This is a genomic window from Cellulosimicrobium sp. BMG9.22, from assembly GCF_059159975.1.
This window is the reverse complement of record NZ_JBZGBY010000005.1, coordinates 183,557-199,420: the sequence shown is the minus strand read 5'-3', so window position 1 is coordinate 199,420 and position 15,864 is coordinate 183,557. Positions and strand designations below refer to the sequence as shown.

Genomic DNA, 15,864 nt, shown 5'->3' with positions numbered 1-15,864 from the left:
TCGTCTCGCCCTGATCTGCACCAGCCTGGGCGGACCCGGGCTACGCCGAACATGCCGTTGCGGCTCGTCCCGGGCTCGGTGTCGTCGAGAAGTGGGAATCAGCCCCAGAATCGCGCGATTTCGGGGCTGTTTCTCACTTCTCGGCCTCACGAAGGGGGCGACGCCTGGTCGGCGCCCGGCCCGCCGCCGTCGTCTGTCGACCACGACGCTCTACCCGGCACCTACCTGGCGGGACCAGGGTTCTCTCTCGCGCGACCAGGGTTTTTCTCTCGGCCGCCTCGCGCGAGCTCGGTGCTGCTTCGCACGAAGTCCGTTCTCGGGTGGGCCGCGCGGTGGGCGCCCGACGGTGGACTGCGTGGTGGCGCCGGCCGCGCGGGGCCTACTCTTGTCGTCGATCTGTCCCGACAGCGAGTGCGAGCACACGCGCCCGCACCGGCACCCGGGAGGGCGATGGCCGCCACGCTGCTCGTCGCGAACCGCGGCGAGATCGCCTGCCGCATCGTGCGCAGCGCCCGCGACCTCGGCCTGCGCACCGTGGCGGTGCACTCCGACGGCGACCGGAGCGCCCGGCACGTGCGCCTCGCGGACGACGCGGTGCGGCTCGGTCCGGCGCCCGTCGCCGCGTCGTACGACGACGGCCGTCGGCTCCTCGACGCCGCGCTCGTCGCGGGCGCCGACGTGCTGCACCCCGGCTACGGGTTCCGCTCGGAGGACGCCGGGTTCGCCGCGGCGGTCGAGGCGGCGGGCATCGCGTTCGCCGGCCCGGCTCCCGACCAGCTCCGCGTGCTCGGCGACAAGGCCCGCGCCCGGGCGCTCGCCCGCGAGTGCGGTCTGCGCGTGCTGCCGGGGTCGGCGGTGCTCGCCGGGCTCGAGGACGCGATCGGGTGGGCGGGGGAGATCGGCTTCCCGCTCGTGCTCAAGGATGCGGGTGGCGGGGGCGGCACCGGCGTGCACGTGTGCCGCGACGCCGACGGCCTCGCCGCGGCGTGGCGCCGCGAGTCGTCGCGGCCGGGGTCGTCGGGGCGGCTGTTCGTGGAGCGGCACGTCGAGCGCGCGCGGCACCTCGAGGTGCAGCTCTTCGGGGACGGGTCGGGCCGCGTCGTCACGCTCGGCGACCGGGACTGCTCGGTCCAGCGCCGCCACCAGAAGGTCCTCGAGGTCGCGCCGGCACCCGGGCTCGACCCCGCCGTCCGCGGTGCGTTGCACGACGGCGCACGCCGGCTCGGCGAGTCCGTCGCCCTCCGCTCGGCCGCGACCCTGGAGGCGCTCCTCGACGTCGAGTCGGGAGAGGTGGCGTTCCTCGAGGTGAACCCGCGCCTGCAGGTCGAGCACACGGTCACGGAGGAGGTGACCGGGGTCGACCTGGTCGCCTGGATGCTGCGCCTCGCCCTCGGCGACGCGACCGTGCTCGACGGGGTGCCGCCGTCGGGCCCGCCCGTGCGTGGGGCGGCGGTCCAGGCGCGCGTCTACGCGGAGGACGTGCGGCACGGCAGCCCGGTCGCCGGCACGCTCGCGCGGCTGGACCTTCCCTCCGTGCACGACGGTGCGCTCGACGGTGGCGATCGCCGGGCCCCGGTCGAGCCGGCGGGCAGCACCGGAGCGCGGGCGACGACCGTGGTCCGTGTCGAGACGGGAGCGAGCGTGGGCGACGAGCTCGGCCCGCACGCGGACCCGCTGCTCGCCAAGGTCGTCCTCCGCGCGTCGACCCACGCCGACGCCGTCGCGGCCCTGCGAGCGGCGCTCGGGGACGTGCGTGTGGACGGGGTGCCGACGAACGTCTCGCTGCTGCGCACCGCGCTCGGCGACCCCGACGTCGTGGCGGGCACGGCGACGACCGCCACGCTGGGCCGCGTCCAGGACCCGTCGCCCTGGATCGACGTGCTCGACGCGGGGGTCCTCACGACGGTCCATGACTGGCCGGGGCGCACCGGGTACTGGGGTGTGGGGATACCGCCGTCGGGGCCCATGGACGACCTCTCGTTCCGGGCGGGCAACCGCGCGCTCGGCAATCCCGAGGGCGCGCCGGGCCTCGAGTGCACGCTCACCGGCCCGACCCTGCGCTTCTCGGACGCGACCACGGTGTGCGTGACGGGCGCGCCCGCTCCGGTCGCGGTCGACGGCGCGCCGGTACGGCAGTGGGAGCCGGTCGTCGTGCCGGCCGGGGGAGTCCTCGGCGTCGGCGCGCCGCACGGCGCCGGGCTGCGCACCTACGTGCTCGTGCGCGGCGGGCTCGACGTGCCGGAGTACCTCGGCTCGACGGCGACGTTCGTGCCGGGCGGCATCGGGGGCTACGCCGGCCGCGAGCTCGCGGCGGGCGACGCGTTGAGCCCGGCGCCGCCGTCCGCCGTCCAACCCGGGGTTGAGCGGCACCCGGCCGCCGCCGAACCCGGGGTTGCGCGTCAGGGACGTCGCTCGGTGGCGCGGAACCCCGGGTTCGGCGAGCCGTCGCCGGTGCCGACCGACGAGCGACCACGCATCGGCCACTCGTGGGAGCTCGCCGTGACGACCGGGCCCCAGTCGGGGGCGCTCACCCAGGCTGCGCTCGGGCGGCTGCGCACGGCGTGGTGGCGCGTCCTGCCGCACGCCGACCGCGCCGGGATCCGCCTCGAAGGACCGCCGCTGACGTGGGCGCGTCCCGACGGTGGCGACGCCGGGCTGCACCCGTCCAACGTCCTCGACAACCCGTACTCCGTCGGCTCGCTCAACGTCAGCGGCGACACGCCGATCCTCCTCGGCCCGGACGGACCCAGCCTCGGCGGATTCGTCTGCCCGGTCACCGTCGTCGCGGGCTCGCGCTGGAAGCTGGGACAGATGCGCCCGGGCGACGTCGTGCGGTTCGTCACCGTCCGCGACGACGGCGCGGGGCGCCTCCGTGTCTCCGACGCGGCGCGCGCGGCAGCGCGGGTACCGACGACGGTCCGGGCCGTTCGGGGCCGGGAATCCAGTGCGTTCTCGAGCGACGTCGTCGTGCACGACGGCGGCCATTTCCACGACCACGACCACGACCATGGGCACGGCGACGGCGACGGTCACGGCGACGGCGACGCGACGAGGCCACAGGACGTGCGCGGGCCGGGCGCGGCCCGCCCGCCCGCGGTCCGGTACCTGCGCGGCGCGGACGACAACGTGCTCGTCGAGTACGGCGGGGCCGACGGCGCCCTCGATCTGCTCGACCGTCTGCGCGTGCACGCCCTGTCCCGGGCACTCGACGACGCCGCACCACGCGGAGTGGTCGACGTGACGCCCGGCGTCCGGACGCTGCACGTGCACGTCGACCCCGACGAGCTGCGCGTCGAGCGGCTCGTCGGGCTGCTCCGCGAGCTCGAGCACGACCTGCCGCCCAGCGCGGAGATCGAGGTGCCGAGCCGCGTGCTGCGGCTCCCGCTGAGCTGGGACGACCCGGCGATCCGCGAGGCCGTCGAGCGCTACACCGCGGCCGTCCGGGCCGACGCTCCGTGGCTGCCGTCGAACGTCGACTTCGTGCGGCGCGTCAACGGGCTCACGAGCGTCGACGACGTGCGCCGCACCGTGCTCGACGCCGAGCACCTCGTGCTCGGCCTCGGCGACGTGTACCTCGGCGCGCCCCTCGCCGTGCCGGTGGACCCGCGGCACCGGCTCCTGACCACGAAGTACACGCCCGCCCGCACGTGGACGCCCGCCGACGCCGTCGGTCTCGGCGGTGCGTTCCTCTGCGTCTACGGCATGGCGAGCCCGGGCGGCTACCAGCTCGTCGGTCGCACCGTCCCGATCTGGTCGCCGCACGCCCAGCGCCCACCGTTCGAGAGCGGCACGCCGTGGCTCTTCCGGTACTTCGACCGCATCGTGTGGGAGCCCGTCGACGCGGACGAGCTCGCCGAGCGTCGTGCCGCGGCTCGCGCCGGGGTCCTGGACCTCGCGGTCGAGGAGGGGACGTTCTCCGGCCGCGAGCACACGGCGCTCCTGACGCGTGAGGCGGACGACATCGAGACCGTCGCCCGCTCGCGTCGCGCGGCGTTCGACCGTGAGGCGCGGGCGTGGGCGGACGCGGGCGAGCACGTCGGGACGTCGGCGCGGGCTCAGGTCCGCAGGTCGTCCGTCGGCGGGCGGCCACAAGACGAGCCGGACGAGCAGGACGGGCCGTCCCGGACCGTGCTGCGCGCCCCGCTCGGCGGCGTCGTGTGGCGGGTCGAGGCCCGCCCGGGTGACGTGGTGCCGGAGGGCGGTCCCGTCGTCGTGCTCGAGGCGATGAAGCTCGAGCTGCCCGTGCTCGCGCCCGCCCCCGGTCGCGTCGTCGAGGTGCTCGTCCGGCCGGGGGACCACGTGCGCGCGGGCGACCGGCTCGCCGTCGTCCGCGCGGACGACTGACGAGCCGGTCGCCCCCGGCCGGCGCCACCCAGCCGCGCCACTGATCGCCGCGACCCGCCGACGCGGCATCGCTCCCGGCGCGATCAGCGAGCGACGAACAGGCGCGCCGCCTGCGACTCCGCGTCCGCGTACGTCTGCGCCGCCGACCCGAGCGCCGCGGTGATCGCGTCGAGCGCCTCCTCGACCCGCGTCTGGGTGCCCTGCCACTGCGTCATGACCCCCGTGAAGGAGGTCGATGCCGTGCCGCGCCACGACGCCTGCAGGTCCGTGAGGTGCCGCATCATGGCGGCCACCTCACCGCGGATCGCCGTGACCGAGCCGTTCACCGCGGCGCTCGCCTGCGCGACGCGCACGCTGTCGACCTCGTACCTGCTCATGTCGTCCTCCGTCGTGTCGGGTGACCTCGGGGCCACGTCGCGCCGGTGGGACCCGGCGTTCGACAGGGACGTTAGGACGGAACGGGCGGCTCCCGCCGAGTCGGCACGGGAACCTGTGGACAACACTCAGGACGTCGAGGCTGTGGACGGCGAGGACGCCTCTGCCAGCCTGATCTGCTCCTTGCGCAGGCGTTGGAGCTCCGCGTCGAGGTTCTGCCGCGCGGGCTCCTCCCACGCCGTTCCCAGCGGGCTCGAGAAGAGCGACCGGCGGTCGAGCAGCTTCGTGAGGATCGCGATCCGCGCCCGCACGTAGTCGGGCTTCGGGATGTGCGCGTACTCGTCGCGCACGTCCTTGAGGTACTCCTTGTAGCGCTGCGGCTCGGCGGCGAGCATCGCGAGGTCCGCGTCGCACAGCACCGCGCAGTCGAAGTCCGTCGGGTCCGGTGCGTGCCGGACGAGCGCGTTGACGAGCTGCGCGACGCGACGCACGGCCGGCTCGGGGACGCCGAGCGCCGTGAGCTCCGTGTGCGCGAGCGCTGCGCTCGCCGACTCGTCCTCGCCGCCCTTGTTGGCGTAGGTCGCACGGCCCTTCGCGTCGAAGACGGCCCCGTGGTACCACGCCGCGAGGCGGACCAGGTCGGGGTCGTGCGTCTCCTGCGAGAGCTCGTCGACGCGACCGAGCACGTCGGCCAGGTGCCGGAGGTTGTGGAAGTGGCGGTCCGGCTGGTCCCACCGGTCGAGCAGCCTCTGCCCGACGACGCGGACCTCCTGGTCCGGCGCGGTCGCCCCGGCTCCGCGAGCACCGCGGACGAACGAGGAGAGGAACCATTGCGGTGCGTCGGCGCTGTTGACGCCCATGACTTCAGCCTTCTTCGACGACAGGGAGGTACGGGACCGGCCGGTGCTCCGGTCGGCAGGCCCGGCATCGTCCGTGGGCCTCGGCACCAGCCTAGGTCGGTCCACCGACGACGCGTCATCGTAGCCGCCGCGGTGTCACGTTCTCGTCACAAAACGGTCACGAATTCGTCCAGCGTCCGTCGGTGGGTGCTCAGGACGCGAGCGGGAGCTCGACGCGGACGGTGAGCCCGCCGCCGTCGGTCGACCGGACGGACACGTGCCCGCGGTGGGCGCCGACGATCGCCGCCACGATCGCCAGGCCGAGCCCGGACCCTCCCGACGCGCGGTTCCGCGACGAGTCCGCACGGAAGAACCGCTCGAAGAGGCGCGCCTCCTGCTCGGCGGGCACACCGGGACCGTGGTCGCGTACCTCGAGGACCGCGGCCGGCCCGTCGGCAGCAGGCGCCGAGACGGTGCCGAGCGCGATCTCGGCCGGTGTGCCGGCGGGCGTGTGCCGTGAGACGTTGCCGATGAGGTTGGCGAGCACCTGCCGCAGGCGGTCCTCGTCGCCGACGACGCGCAGCGACCCAGGAGCGTCGTCGCCGGGCGCCAGCCCGACGACGCGCACCTCGCGCCTCGGGTCGAGCGCGTGCAGGTCCTGGGCCGAGTCGCGCGCGAGCGCCGCGAGGTCGACCGGTTCGTGGCGCAGCGGTCGCCCCTCGTCGAGCCGCGCGAGCGCGAGCAGGTCGTTGACGAGGGCGCCCATGCGGGTCGCGGAGTCCTCGATCCGGACCATGGTGTCGTCGACCTTGTCGGTCGTGTCGAGCGCGCCCATCCGGTAGAGCTCGCCGTAGCCGCGGATCGTCGCGAGCGGGGTGCGCAGCTCGTGGCTCGCGTCGGACACGAAGCGCCGCATCCGCTCCTCCGACGCCTCCTGGGCGGCGAACGCCTCCTCGATCTGCGACAGCATCGCGTTGAGGGAGGCGGCGAGCGAGCCGACCTCGGTGGTCGGCGGGGCGGGGCGCACGCGTCGCGACAGGTCGCCCGCGGCGATGTCCGCCGCCGTCTCCTCGATCTCGCGCAGCGGGCGCAGCGCGCGGTGGACCGCCAGGTACGCGATCGCTCCGCCGACGAGCGCGATGCCGAGCGCCGACAGCGCGAGCGCCCGCCCGAGCACCTTGACGGTCTCGTGGATGCCCGTGAGCGGCAGCGCGACGAACGCGGTCCCGCCGAGCTGACCGGTGAACTTGTCGTAGTAGAAGAAGGGCGTGACGCGCCACTGGGCGGGGTCGACCCCGCCCACCGAGGGGACGGTGAACTGCGTCCCGACGGCGTCCTCGACCTCGGGGTTCGACATCGCGGGGATGTCGGGGGTGCCGTACCGAGTCGTCGTCTGGGGCCAGCCCTGCGACCAGCTGTTCCCGTCGAGGTCGCGGACCAGGACGTAGTAGTCGCTCGGCAGCGTGGCGGACGCGGGGGTCTGCCGGATCGTCGAGCTCGCGACGCCCTCGGCGGACCGTTCGAGCTGCGCGTCCACCTGGCCGACGAGATGGCTGGAGACGACCGTCGTCGTCACCGCCGACGCGAGGCCCAGCCCGGCGGCGAGCAGCAGCACCGTGATCGCGACGAGCCGCGCACGCAGCGGGATGCGGGCGAACCAGCCCCACTCCGCGGTGGGGACGGGCCGGCCGAAGGGGCGCTCCGCCGTCGGGCCGCCGGCACCCGGGGGTGACTCCGGCGCCCCGGGTACGTGCTCGCGCGCGCCCGACGTCGTGCGGTCGGGTCCTGCCGTCATGAGGTCGTCGACGCGCCCGGCGGCTGGCGCAGCAGGTACCCGACGCCGCGCTTGGTGTGGATGAGCGGCGGCAGGGCGACGGGCTCGCCGTCGGGGCCGGGCACGGTGAGGTTGTCGATCTTGCGCCGCAGGTAGGAGATGTAGGACTCGACGATGTTGGCGTCGCCGCCCCAGTCGTACTGCCAGACGTGGTCGAGGATCTGCGCCTTGGACAGCACACGCCCGGCGTTGAGCATGAGGTAGCGCAGGAGCTTGAACTCGGTGGGGGACAGGTCGACGTCGATGCCCGCGCGGCGGACCTCGTGCGAGTCCTCGTCCATCTCGAGGTCCGCGAAGCGCAGCACGGCGTCCTCGACGGGCTCGGCGTGCGTGCGGCGCAGCACCGCGCGGATGCGCGCCACGACCTCCTCGAGGCTGAACGGCTTCGTCACGTAGTCGTCGCCGCCCACGGTGAGGCCCGTGACCTTGTCGCGCGTGTCGTCCTTCGCGGTGAGGAAGACGACGGGCGTGTGCTGGCCCTTCTCGCGCAGCCGGCGCGTGACGGTGAACCCGTCCATGTCGGGGAGCATCACGTCGAGCACCACGAGGTCGGGCTCGACGTCGCGCACGAGCCGCAGCGCGCTCTGCCCGTCCGCGGCCGCGTGGACCTCGAACCCGGCGAAGCGCAGGGACGTGGCCAGCAGCTCGCGGATGTTGGGCTCGTCGTCGACGACGACGAGCCGTGCCTCGGGTGTGCTCATGCCCCCAGTGTCCTCCTGTGGTCTGGGAGTCGCCTGGAGATCCCCTCCGCCGCCTGGGGTCCCGCCGCCGGGCTGTGTCGGGCAGGATGGCGGTCGTGCGGATCACGGTGGACCAGAGACGGCGTCGGCTCGTCGCGCAGCAGCTCGCCCTGGGTGCGGACCTCCCGGGGCGACCGGCGGCGCACAGCCCCGAGGACGTCGTCGACCGGCTGCTCGCGCTGCACGCGACCGACGCGCCCAGCGTCTACCTGTCGGTGCTCGCGCGCGTGCCCGAGCTCGTGCTCGACGACGTCCGAGCCGCCGTCTTCGAGTGCCGGTCGCTCGTGAAGGTGCTGGCGATGCGACGGACCATGTTCGTCGTGCGGCGCGAGGTCGTGCCCGTGGTCCACGCCGCCGCGGCGGAGGCCGTCGCGCGCCGCCTGCGGGCGCACCTGCTCAAGGGGCTCGCGACGCTGCCCACCGACCCGCCGGTCGACGACGCCCCACGGTTCCTCGCCGCGGTCGAGGCTCAGGTGCACGCGGCGCTCGCCGAGCGCGGCCCGATGGACGGCGCGACGCTCTCGAAGGTCGCGCCGATGCTGCGCACCGCGTTCCTCCCGACGACCGACAAGTCGTGGGACGTGCGGCGCACCATGACGTCCCAGCTCCTGTCCCTGCTGTCCGCCGAGGGCGCGGTCTTCCGGGGCGAGCCCCGCGGGAGCTGGTCGTCCAACCGGCACGTGTGGTTTCCCGTCGAGGACTGGTTCCCCGGAGGCATCCCTGCGCTCGACGAGGCCGCGGCGCGCACCGAGCTCGCCCGCGCGTGGCTCGAGGTCTTCGGCCCCGCGACGGTCGAGGACCTCAAGTGGTGGACGGGCTGGAACCTGCGCGACACCCGTGCCGCGCTCGCCGGGCTCGACGCCGAGGAGGTCGAGGTCGAGACGGGGGCACCGGGCCTGCCCGAGGTACGGCCGGGCGTGATGCTGCGGGGGACCGACCTGCCCGGGCGCGGCGAGGCCCCGCTCGAGGGCCACGTCGCGCTCCTGCCGTCGCTCGACCCGACGACGATGGGCTGGGCCGCGCGCGACTGGTACCTCGGCCCGCACAAGGCCGCGATCTTCGACTCGATCGGCAACGCCGGAGCCACGGTCTGGTGGGAGGGCCGGATCGTCGGCGCGTGGGCCGTGCGGCCCGGCGGCGAGCCCGCGTTCCGCCTGCTGGAGGACGTGGGAACCGACGCCGAGCGCGCCGTCGCGGCGGAGGCCGAACGGATCGCGGCGCTGCTCGGCGGGGACGGCGTGACGGCGTCGTTCCCGACCCCGCTGTACCGCGAGCTCCACGCCTGACGCCGCCCGGCAGGCGGGTCAGAGGTAGCGCAGCGGGTCGAACTCCGCGAGCGGGATGATGCGGACGCGCGGCAGGACGGTCGTGAACGCGCCGACATGGTCCTCGAGGTCGAAGACCTCGAGCCCGCGCGCCGTGAGCTCCGTGAGGCGGACGTTGACGAACTCCCGGAACGCGAGGACCCCGACGCGGCGGTCCGTGTCGTCGAGCAGCGCCTCGACCTGCGGCAGGAAGTCGCCGTCGTGGCTGGCGAGCAGCACGTCGCCCGGCCGGTCCGCGATCGCGTCCAGCATGCGCTGGATACCGATGTCCACGACCTTCTCGTTGCTGGAGCCGGACAGCGGGATCGGCCGGTAGCCCATCGCGAGCAGTGCCTGGACGAACGACATCGGCATCTGGCCGGACGACGCGTTGAGGAAGAACAGCGGCGTGACGTCCTGGCCCCATGCCTGCCGCGCGAAGTCGACGATCCGGTCCCAGCGCGGACGCTCCTCCGGGTTCGGGCGGTGACCCAGGACGTTCATGCCCAGCGTCGCGTCGATGTTCTCGCCGTCCACGACGAGGTAGGTGCGGCGCGGTGTCGCGAGGGTGCCGGCGGGGCTCTGGGAGTCGGACATGCGGCTCAGCCTAGCCGCGTGCGGTGCGACCGGTCGCGCGGGTTCACGGCCCGAGCGAGCCGTACGCCCGCGCCCGCGACGTGGAGGTTTGGGCGTTCGAGGGTCCGAGTGGGTACGGTCGGACCTCGTGACCACCTACCACGCCGATGCCACGGCAGCGACCGGGACCGTCCGGCTCACGGTCGTCCAGAACTCCCCGGACGTCGGCCTCGATGCCTACGCGGACCAGCTCGTCACCGACCTGCGCGTCGTCCGCGCGTTCGAGGGTGAGTCGCTCCCGGCCCTCGACGAGCTCGATGACGGACTCGTCGTCCTCGGCGGCCACATGTCCGCGTACGACGACGCCCGCGCGCCCTGGTTGCCCGCGCTGCGCGAGCTCCTCCTCGCCGCCGCGACGTCCGGCGTCCCGACGCTCGCCATCTGCCTCGGCTCCCAGCTCCTCGCGGTCGCGGGCGGCGGACAGGTCCAGGTGAGCGCGCCCCCTGGGCGGGAGCTCGGCGCGACGCGCGTCTTCTGGCGCGCCGAGGCGGAGACCGATCCCGTGCTGTCCGCGCTCGCGGCGGGCGACGACCCGGTGCGTCACGTGACGAGCATGCACGCCGATGCCATCGTCGACCTGCCCGTCGGCGCCGTCTGGCTCGGCTCGTCGAACATGTACCCCTACCAGGCGTTCCGTCTCGGCTCGGCGCTCGGCGTGCAGTTTCACCCCGAGACCTCGCGTGCCGGGCTCGCCGCGTGCTGCGAGGGGCTCGACGACGTCGACACCGACGCCGTGCTCGGCGCGTTCGACGAGCACGCGCCGGAGATCCTCGACGGTAACCGCCGCCTCGCCGAGGCGTTCGTCGCCCACGTTCGCACGACACCCGGACGGCGCGTCCCCGCCTGAGCGAGGAGGCCGGACCGTCGGTGCTTCGTCAGAGGCGGGAGATGCGCCGGTCGACCGCTCGACGTACGGACCGCAGGACGAGCGCCGCGGCCCAGGCGGCGCCGGCCCAGCTCGCGGTGCGCATGCTGCTGCGGGCGACGCGGCGCCGTCGGCCGCGGAACTCGCGGATGGGCCAGCCGACGTCCTGCGCGTGACGTCGCAGCCTCGTGTCGGGGTTGATCGGGCACGGGTGGCCGACGGCTTCCATCATGGTGACGTCGTTGAGCGAGTCGCCGTAGGCGTACGACCCCTCGAGGTCGAGGTCCTCGCGCTCGGCGAGCGCTCGCACCCCGGCAGCCTTCGCTCGCCCGTGCATCATGTCGCCCACGAGCCGTCCGGTGTAGAACCCGTCCTCGTGCTCGGCGACGGTCCCGAGCGCGCCGGTCGCGCCGAGCCGGCGGGCGATGAGCTCGCCGATCTCGAGCGGGGTCGCGGAGACGAGCCACACCTGGTGCCCCGCCGCGAGGTGCTCGTCGATGAGCCGGCGCGTGCCGGGGTAGATGCGCAGGGAGAGGACGGTGTCGTAGACCTCCTCGCCGATGGCGGTGACCTCGGCGACGGAGCGGCCGGCGATGAGCGCGAGGGCGCGGGAGCGGATGCGGTCGATCTGCTGCTTGTTCTCGCCGAAGAGGAGGTAGCGCGCCTGGTGCACGGCGAAGCGCACGAGGTCGCCCGTCGAGAAGAACTGGCGCTGGTAGAGGGCTCGGGCGAGGTGGAACGACGACGCGCCGCGGATGATCGTGTTGTCGACGTCGAAGAACGCGGCGGTGCGGTGCGCGGGGCCCGGTGGGACCGGTGCGTCCGTGGTGGCGCGGGACGTCCTGGGGGTCCGGGAGGTGCCCGGACCGCTCGACGTCACCATGCCCTCCACTCTATGCCGTCGGGCCCACCTGCCCTCGTACGCTGGGACCGTGAGCGACCCCGAGCAGCCGACCCCGCCCGTCCTCCTGTACGGCAGGCAGGGGTGCCACCTGTGCGACGACGCCCGGGTCGTCGTCGAGGCCGTGTGCGCCGAGGCGGGGGTCGCCTGGGCCGAGGTGGACCTGGACGACCCGGCGACGGACCCGGCGGTGCGCGAGCAGTACGGCGAGTACGTCCCGGTGGTGACGGTCGGTGGCGTCCAGCAGGGCTTCTGGCGCGTCGACGCGCGCCGCCTCGCGCGCGCGGTGGGCAGGATTTCGGGCGCACGCGCCGACCTGGGATGATCGGCACGAACGACGAGCGACCGTCGACGAGGACGGTCCCAGGACAACGGTGGTGACGGTGGCTGAGCAGGTTGTCGGTGAGGTGACGGCGCCGGGGATCCCCAGCGCGACGGTGGCGCGGCTCCCGTCCTACCTCCGGGCGTTGCGGGACCTCGTGGCGCGCGGCGTGACGACGACGTCGTCGGTCGAGCTCGCCGAGCTGTCGGGCGTGGGCCCGGCGCAGCTGCGCAAGGACCTGTCGTTCCTCGGGTCGTTCGGCACCCGTGGCGTCGGCTACGACGTCGACTCGCTCGCGCAGTACATCACCGAGGCGCTCGGCCTCGTCGACGAGCACCGGATCGCGATCGTCGGCATCGGCAACCTCGGGCACGCGCTCGCGAACTACTCGGGGTACGAGCAGCGCGGTTTCCACGTCGCGGCGCTGCTCGACGCGTCGGCGGACGTCGTCGGGACGCGGGCTGCGGGGATCGTCGTCGAGCACGTGGACTCGCTCGAGGAGGTCGTGGAGCGCGAGAAGGTGACGATCGTGGTCCTCGCGACTCCCGCCGCGCACGCGCAGACCGTCGCCGACCGTGTGGTCGCGGCGGGCGTGCGGGAGATCCTCAACTTCGCGCCGCGCGCGCTGCAGGTCCCGCCGGACGTGGACGTGCGCGGCGTGGACGTGGGCAGCGAGCTGCAGATCCTCGCGTTCCACTCGCAGGCGCGAGCCCTCGCCGAGGCGCGCGACTGAGCCGCCTCGCGGCCGCCCGGGACGCGGGAGAGGACGGGCACGGCGAGAGGCCGCGTGCTCGCGCACGCGGCCTCTCGGGCGGCGCCCTGCCGGAGGGCGACGGTTGCCCGGCCGGTGGCCGGGGCTCGGCGTCAGGCCTGCTTGATGGCCGAGACGTCGAGCGAGATCTTGATCTTGTCGCCGACGAGCACGCCGCCGGTCTCGAGCGCGGCGTTCCAGGTGAGGCCGAACTCCTTGCGGGAGATCTCGGTCGAGGCCTCGAACCCGGCGCGCGGGTTGCCGAACGGGTCCGTCGCGGTGCCGGCGAACTCGGTCTCCAGCTCGACGGGCTTGGTCACGCCGTTGATGGTGAGGTCGCCCGCGACCACGTAGTCGTCGCCGTCGCCCGAGATGCTCGTCGACGTGAAGGTCCACGTCGGCTTGTTCTCCGCGTCCCAGAAGTCCGCGCTGCGCAGGTGGTTGTCGCGGTTCGCGTCGCCGGTGCTGACGGACGCGGCGTCGAGCTCGGCGGTGACGGTGGTCGACTCGAGGTCGTCGCCGACCGTGATCGAGCCGTTCGTGATCGCGAGCGTCCCGCGCACCTTGGAGATGCCGGCGTGACGGACGGTGAACGCCGCCTGCGAGTGCGAGGCGTCGAGAGCGTAGGTACCGGTCGTGAGACCGGTGGGCAGCGACGTGGCCATGGGTGCTCCTGGAGGTCGTGGTCCCTGCGGGACGCGAACTGGTTGAAGGTTCAACTTCGTACGGCGGTATCAACATACGCGGTCGCGCCGTCTATTCCCAGCAGGATGGAAGAATGCTCCCGACGCCCCGTCACCCGAGCGAGAGGACCCCATGCAGCACCCGAGGACTCCATGACCAGCAACGACGTCGGCTCCGCACTCGCCCCGCGCCTCGCTGGCACCCCCGACGAGGAGCTCGAGCCCCGCTGGCTCGACGCCGACCAGCAGCGCCTGTGGCGTGCGTACCTCGACGGCACCGTGCGCTTCATCGAGGCGCTGGGCCGGGACCACGAGGAACGGTCGGCGGTGTCGCTCAACGAGTACGAGCTGCTGGTCCGTCTCTCGGAGAGCCCCGACCGCACGCTGCGCATGTCGGCCCTCGCCGACGGCCTCGCCCGGTCGCGGAGCCGGGTGACCCACACCGTCGCGCGCATGGAGGCGCGCGGTCTCGTGCGCCGCTCGGCGAGCACCGGCGACCGGCGTGGCGTCAACTGCGCGATGACGGCGGAGGGCTACCGCGTCCTCGTCGCCTCCGCGCCGACGCACGTCGCGGCGGTCCGCCGGTACATGGTCGACGTGCTCACGCCCGAGCAGTTCCGGGCGCTCGGCGAGGCCATGGCCGTCGTGGCCGAGGCGTGCAAGGGCGACCGGGAGTCCTGACCGCTGGTGTCCGCCGGGCCGTCACGGACGAGGTGCGGTGCCGCCGCGCGGAGTGCGGGACACTGGTGCACATGGTCTCCACCATCGTCCACCTCCTGCGCCACGGCGAGGTCCACAACCCTGACGGCGTCCTCTACGGACGCATCTCCGGCTACCACCTCTCGGAGCGGGGTCACGAGATGGCCCGCCGCGTCGCCGCGCACCTCGCCGGCGAGCCGGGCCCCGACGGGACCTCGCGGCCCCGGGCGGACCTCGTCGTCGTCACGGCCTCCCCGCTCCAGCGTGCCCAGGAGACGGCGGCCCCCGCGGCCGAGGCGTTCGGCCTCGAGCTCGGCACCGACGACCGCCTCATCGAGGCGGCGAACCACTTCGAGGGCATGACCTTCGGCGTGGGCGACGGCTCGCTGCGCCACCCGCAGCACTGGCGCTACCTGTGGAACCCGTTCCGGCCGTCGTGGGGCGAGCCGTACGTCGAGCAGGTGGCGCGCATGCAGGCCGCCGTCGTCGACGCGCGCGAGAAGGCGGCGGGTCACGAGGCGCTGCTCGTGAGCCACCAGCTCCCGGTGTGGCTCACGCGGCTGGGCTACGAGAACCGTCGCCTGTGGCACGACCCGCGCAAGCGGGAGTGCTCGCTCGCCTCGCTCACCTCGCTGCACTTCGAGGACGACCGCCTCGTCGGGCTCCACTACACCGAGCCGGTTGCCGACCTCCTCCCGGGGGCCGCGACCGTCTCCGGCGCGTGAGATCGGTCATGCCGGACGGCTCGAACGGGCGTCCAGCGCCCGGAGCGCCCGAGATCCGGGTGACCTCGGTCACGTCTCCCAGGTGGCGCCCAGGAACGGCGGGCAGGGTGCGTCCCGTGATGTCGTCGTGACCGCCGGGCCTCGCGCGCGCCGCGCGCGCTCCGCACCTCCCCGGGTACCCGCCCGCCGAGCGCTCGCCGCGGGCGTGCTCGCCCTGACCGCGCTCACCCTGACCGCGTGCGCCCAGGACTCCGGCGCGACGACCGACGTCGTCGGGCAGGGGTACGTGTCCGGCGACGGGTCGGTGCGGACCTGGGAGGCCGACGACCGCGGGGACGCGGTCGCCCTCACCGGCACCGACTACGAGGGCGAGGCGGTCGACACGAGCGCCTGGGTCGGCGACGTCGTCGTGCTCAACACCTGGTACGCGGCGTGCGCACCGTGCCGTGCTGAGGCGCCCGACCTCGTGGCGCTCGCGAACGACCGCGCCGACGACGGCGTGCAGGTCCTCGGCATCAACACGACCGACGAGGCCGGCGCCGCCCAGGCGTTCCAGCGCCGGTTCGAGATCCCCTACCCCTCGATCGACGACCGCAGCGGCGAGGTCGTCGCGACCCTCTCCGGCACCGTGCCGCTCCAGGCCGTCCCGTCGACGGTCGTGCTCGACCGTGAGGGCCGCGTCGCGGCGCGCGTGATCGGGCTCGCGGAGGGCTCGACGCTCACCGCGCTCGTCGACGACGTGCTGGCCGAGGACGAGGCGGCCGGCTGACCGTGCCCGTTCTCCCGTCTCTCGCCGCCGTCCCGGCCATCGTCCCCGCGGTCGCCGCGACGAGCGTCGGCGACACG

Annotated in this window: 15 protein-coding genes; 8 read left to right on the top strand and 7 right to left on the bottom strand. The window is 74.2% G+C overall.

Annotated elements, in window-relative coordinates:
* The first annotated feature begins 450 nt into the window (after positions 1-450).
* On the top strand, positions 451-4,344 hold the full coding sequence (locus AC4H2H_RS06230; protein ID WP_494369927.1) for an ATP-binding protein: 3,894 nt from the start codon (positions 451-453) through the stop codon (positions 4,342-4,344).
* 83 nt (positions 4,345-4,427) lie between these two features.
* Here AC4H2H_RS06230 and AC4H2H_RS06225 read toward each other — a convergent pair whose 3' ends face one another.
* The 4 genes from AC4H2H_RS06225 to AC4H2H_RS06210 all read right to left on the bottom strand — a co-directional run bounded on the left by AC4H2H_RS06225 (position 4,428) and on the right by AC4H2H_RS06210 (position 8,093).
* Entirely contained in the window at positions 4,428-4,721 is a 294-nt protein-coding gene (locus AC4H2H_RS06225; protein WP_494369926.1) for a WXG100 family type VII secretion target, read from the bottom strand.
* Positions 4,722-4,847: 126 nt separating this feature from the next.
* Complete coding sequence (locus tag AC4H2H_RS06220) at positions 4,848-5,579, bottom strand: HD domain-containing protein (RefSeq protein WP_494369925.1); 732 nt, start codon at positions 5,577-5,579, stop codon at positions 4,848-4,850.
* Between the two features lie 190 nt (positions 5,580-5,769).
* Positions 5,770-7,353 (bottom strand): sensor histidine kinase, encoded by a 1,584-nt coding sequence (locus tag AC4H2H_RS06215; protein ID WP_494369924.1) that lies wholly within the window; start codon positions 7,351-7,353, stop codon positions 5,770-5,772.
* Positions 7,350-8,093 carry a response regulator transcription factor gene (locus tag AC4H2H_RS06210; RefSeq protein ID WP_494369923.1) on the bottom strand — a complete coding sequence of 248 codons (744 nt, stop codon included), beginning with the start codon at positions 8,091-8,093 and terminating at the stop codon, positions 7,350-7,352. Before AC4H2H_RS06210 ends, AC4H2H_RS06215 begins: the two co-directional genes overlap by 4 nt.
* Before the next feature lie 95 nt (positions 8,094-8,188).
* Between AC4H2H_RS06210 and AC4H2H_RS06205 the strand changes: the two genes are divergently transcribed.
* Positions 8,189-9,418, top strand: coding sequence for a DNA glycosylase AlkZ-like family protein (locus AC4H2H_RS06205; RefSeq protein WP_494369922.1), 1,230 nt, complete (start codon positions 8,189-8,191; stop codon positions 9,416-9,418).
* 18 nt (positions 9,419-9,436) lie between these two features.
* On the opposite strand, the gene AC4H2H_RS06200 is transcribed toward AC4H2H_RS06205, so the two are convergent.
* Positions 9,437-10,033 (bottom strand): NYN domain-containing protein, encoded by a 597-nt coding sequence (locus AC4H2H_RS06200; RefSeq protein ID WP_494369921.1) that lies wholly within the window; start codon positions 10,031-10,033, stop codon positions 9,437-9,439.
* A 127-nt stretch (positions 10,034-10,160) separates the two neighbouring features.
* On the opposite strand from AC4H2H_RS06200, the gene AC4H2H_RS06195 reads away from it, so the two are divergent.
* Complete coding sequence (locus tag AC4H2H_RS06195) at positions 10,161-10,919, top strand: type 1 glutamine amidotransferase (protein WP_494369920.1); 759 nt, start codon at positions 10,161-10,163, stop codon at positions 10,917-10,919.
* A gap of 28 nt (positions 10,920-10,947) precedes the next feature.
* On the opposite strand, the gene AC4H2H_RS06190 is transcribed toward AC4H2H_RS06195, so the two are convergent.
* Positions 10,948-11,820 (bottom strand): HAD family hydrolase, encoded by an 873-nt coding sequence (locus AC4H2H_RS06190; RefSeq protein ID WP_494369919.1) that lies wholly within the window; start codon positions 11,818-11,820, stop codon positions 10,948-10,950.
* Between the two features lie 49 nt (positions 11,821-11,869).
* Between AC4H2H_RS06190 and AC4H2H_RS06185 the strand changes: the two genes are divergently transcribed.
* Complete coding sequence (locus tag AC4H2H_RS06185) at positions 11,870-12,163, top strand: glutaredoxin family protein (RefSeq protein ID WP_494369918.1); 294 nt, start codon at positions 11,870-11,872, stop codon at positions 12,161-12,163.
* 58 nt (positions 12,164-12,221) lie between these two features.
* Complete coding sequence (locus AC4H2H_RS06180) at positions 12,222-12,893, top strand: redox-sensing transcriptional repressor Rex (protein ID WP_494369917.1); 672 nt, start codon at positions 12,222-12,224, stop codon at positions 12,891-12,893.
* 131 nt (positions 12,894-13,024) lie between these two features.
* Here the strand turns inward: AC4H2H_RS06180 and AC4H2H_RS06175 are convergent, their stop codons facing one another.
* Positions 13,025-13,576: a YceI family protein gene (locus tag AC4H2H_RS06175; RefSeq protein ID WP_494369916.1), complete on the bottom strand. Its 552-nt coding sequence runs from the start codon at positions 13,574-13,576 to the stop codon at positions 13,025-13,027.
* A gap of 171 nt (positions 13,577-13,747) precedes the next feature.
* On the opposite strand from AC4H2H_RS06175, the gene AC4H2H_RS06170 reads away from it, so the two are divergent.
* From AC4H2H_RS06170 to AC4H2H_RS06160, 3 genes are all read left to right on the top strand, one after another.
* Complete coding sequence (locus AC4H2H_RS06170; protein ID WP_494369915.1) at positions 13,748-14,275, top strand: MarR family winged helix-turn-helix transcriptional regulator; 528 nt, start codon at positions 13,748-13,750, stop codon at positions 14,273-14,275.
* 71 nt (positions 14,276-14,346) lie between these two features.
* On the top strand, positions 14,347-15,018 hold the full coding sequence (locus AC4H2H_RS06165) for a histidine phosphatase family protein (RefSeq protein WP_494369914.1): 672 nt from the start codon (positions 14,347-14,349) through the stop codon (positions 15,016-15,018).
* A gap of 127 nt (positions 15,019-15,145) precedes the next feature.
* A complete protein-coding gene (locus AC4H2H_RS06160; RefSeq protein WP_494369913.1) occupies positions 15,146-15,787 on the top strand; it encodes a TlpA family protein disulfide reductase in 642 nt (213 codons plus the stop codon).
* Positions 15,788-15,864 lie beyond the last annotated feature (77 nt).

Bases quoted from the DNA above. Each gene is read 5' to 3' on its own strand.
- AC4H2H_RS06210 (WP_494369923.1), bottom strand. From the start codon at position 8,093: ATGAGCACACCCGAGGCACGGCTCGTCGTCGTCGACGACGAGCCCAAC.
- AC4H2H_RS06170 (WP_494369915.1), top strand. From the start codon at position 13,748: ATGACCAGCAACGACGTCGGCTCCGCACTCGCCCCGCGCCTCGCTGGC.
- AC4H2H_RS06230 (WP_494369927.1), top strand. From the start codon at position 451: ATGGCCGCCACGCTGCTCGTCGCGAACCGCGGCGAGATCGCCTGCCGC.
- AC4H2H_RS06165 (WP_494369914.1), top strand. From the start codon at position 14,347: ATGGTCTCCACCATCGTCCACCTCCTGCGCCACGGCGAGGTCCACAAC.
- AC4H2H_RS06225 (WP_494369926.1), bottom strand. From the start codon at position 4,721: ATGAGCAGGTACGAGGTCGACAGCGTGCGCGTCGCGCAGGCGAGCGCC.
- AC4H2H_RS06190 (WP_494369919.1), bottom strand. From the start codon at position 11,820: ATGGTGACGTCGAGCGGTCCGGGCACCTCCCGGACCCCCAGGACGTCC.
- AC4H2H_RS06200 (WP_494369921.1), bottom strand. From the start codon at position 10,033: ATGTCCGACTCCCAGAGCCCCGCCGGCACCCTCGCGACACCGCGCCGC.
- AC4H2H_RS06215 (WP_494369924.1), bottom strand. From the start codon at position 7,353: ATGACGGCAGGACCCGACCGCACGACGTCGGGCGCGCGCGAGCACGTA.
- AC4H2H_RS06175 (WP_494369916.1), bottom strand. From the start codon at position 13,576: ATGGCCACGTCGCTGCCCACCGGTCTCACGACCGGTACCTACGCTCTC.
- AC4H2H_RS06220 (WP_494369925.1), bottom strand. From the start codon at position 5,579: ATGGGCGTCAACAGCGCCGACGCACCGCAATGGTTCCTCTCCTCGTTC.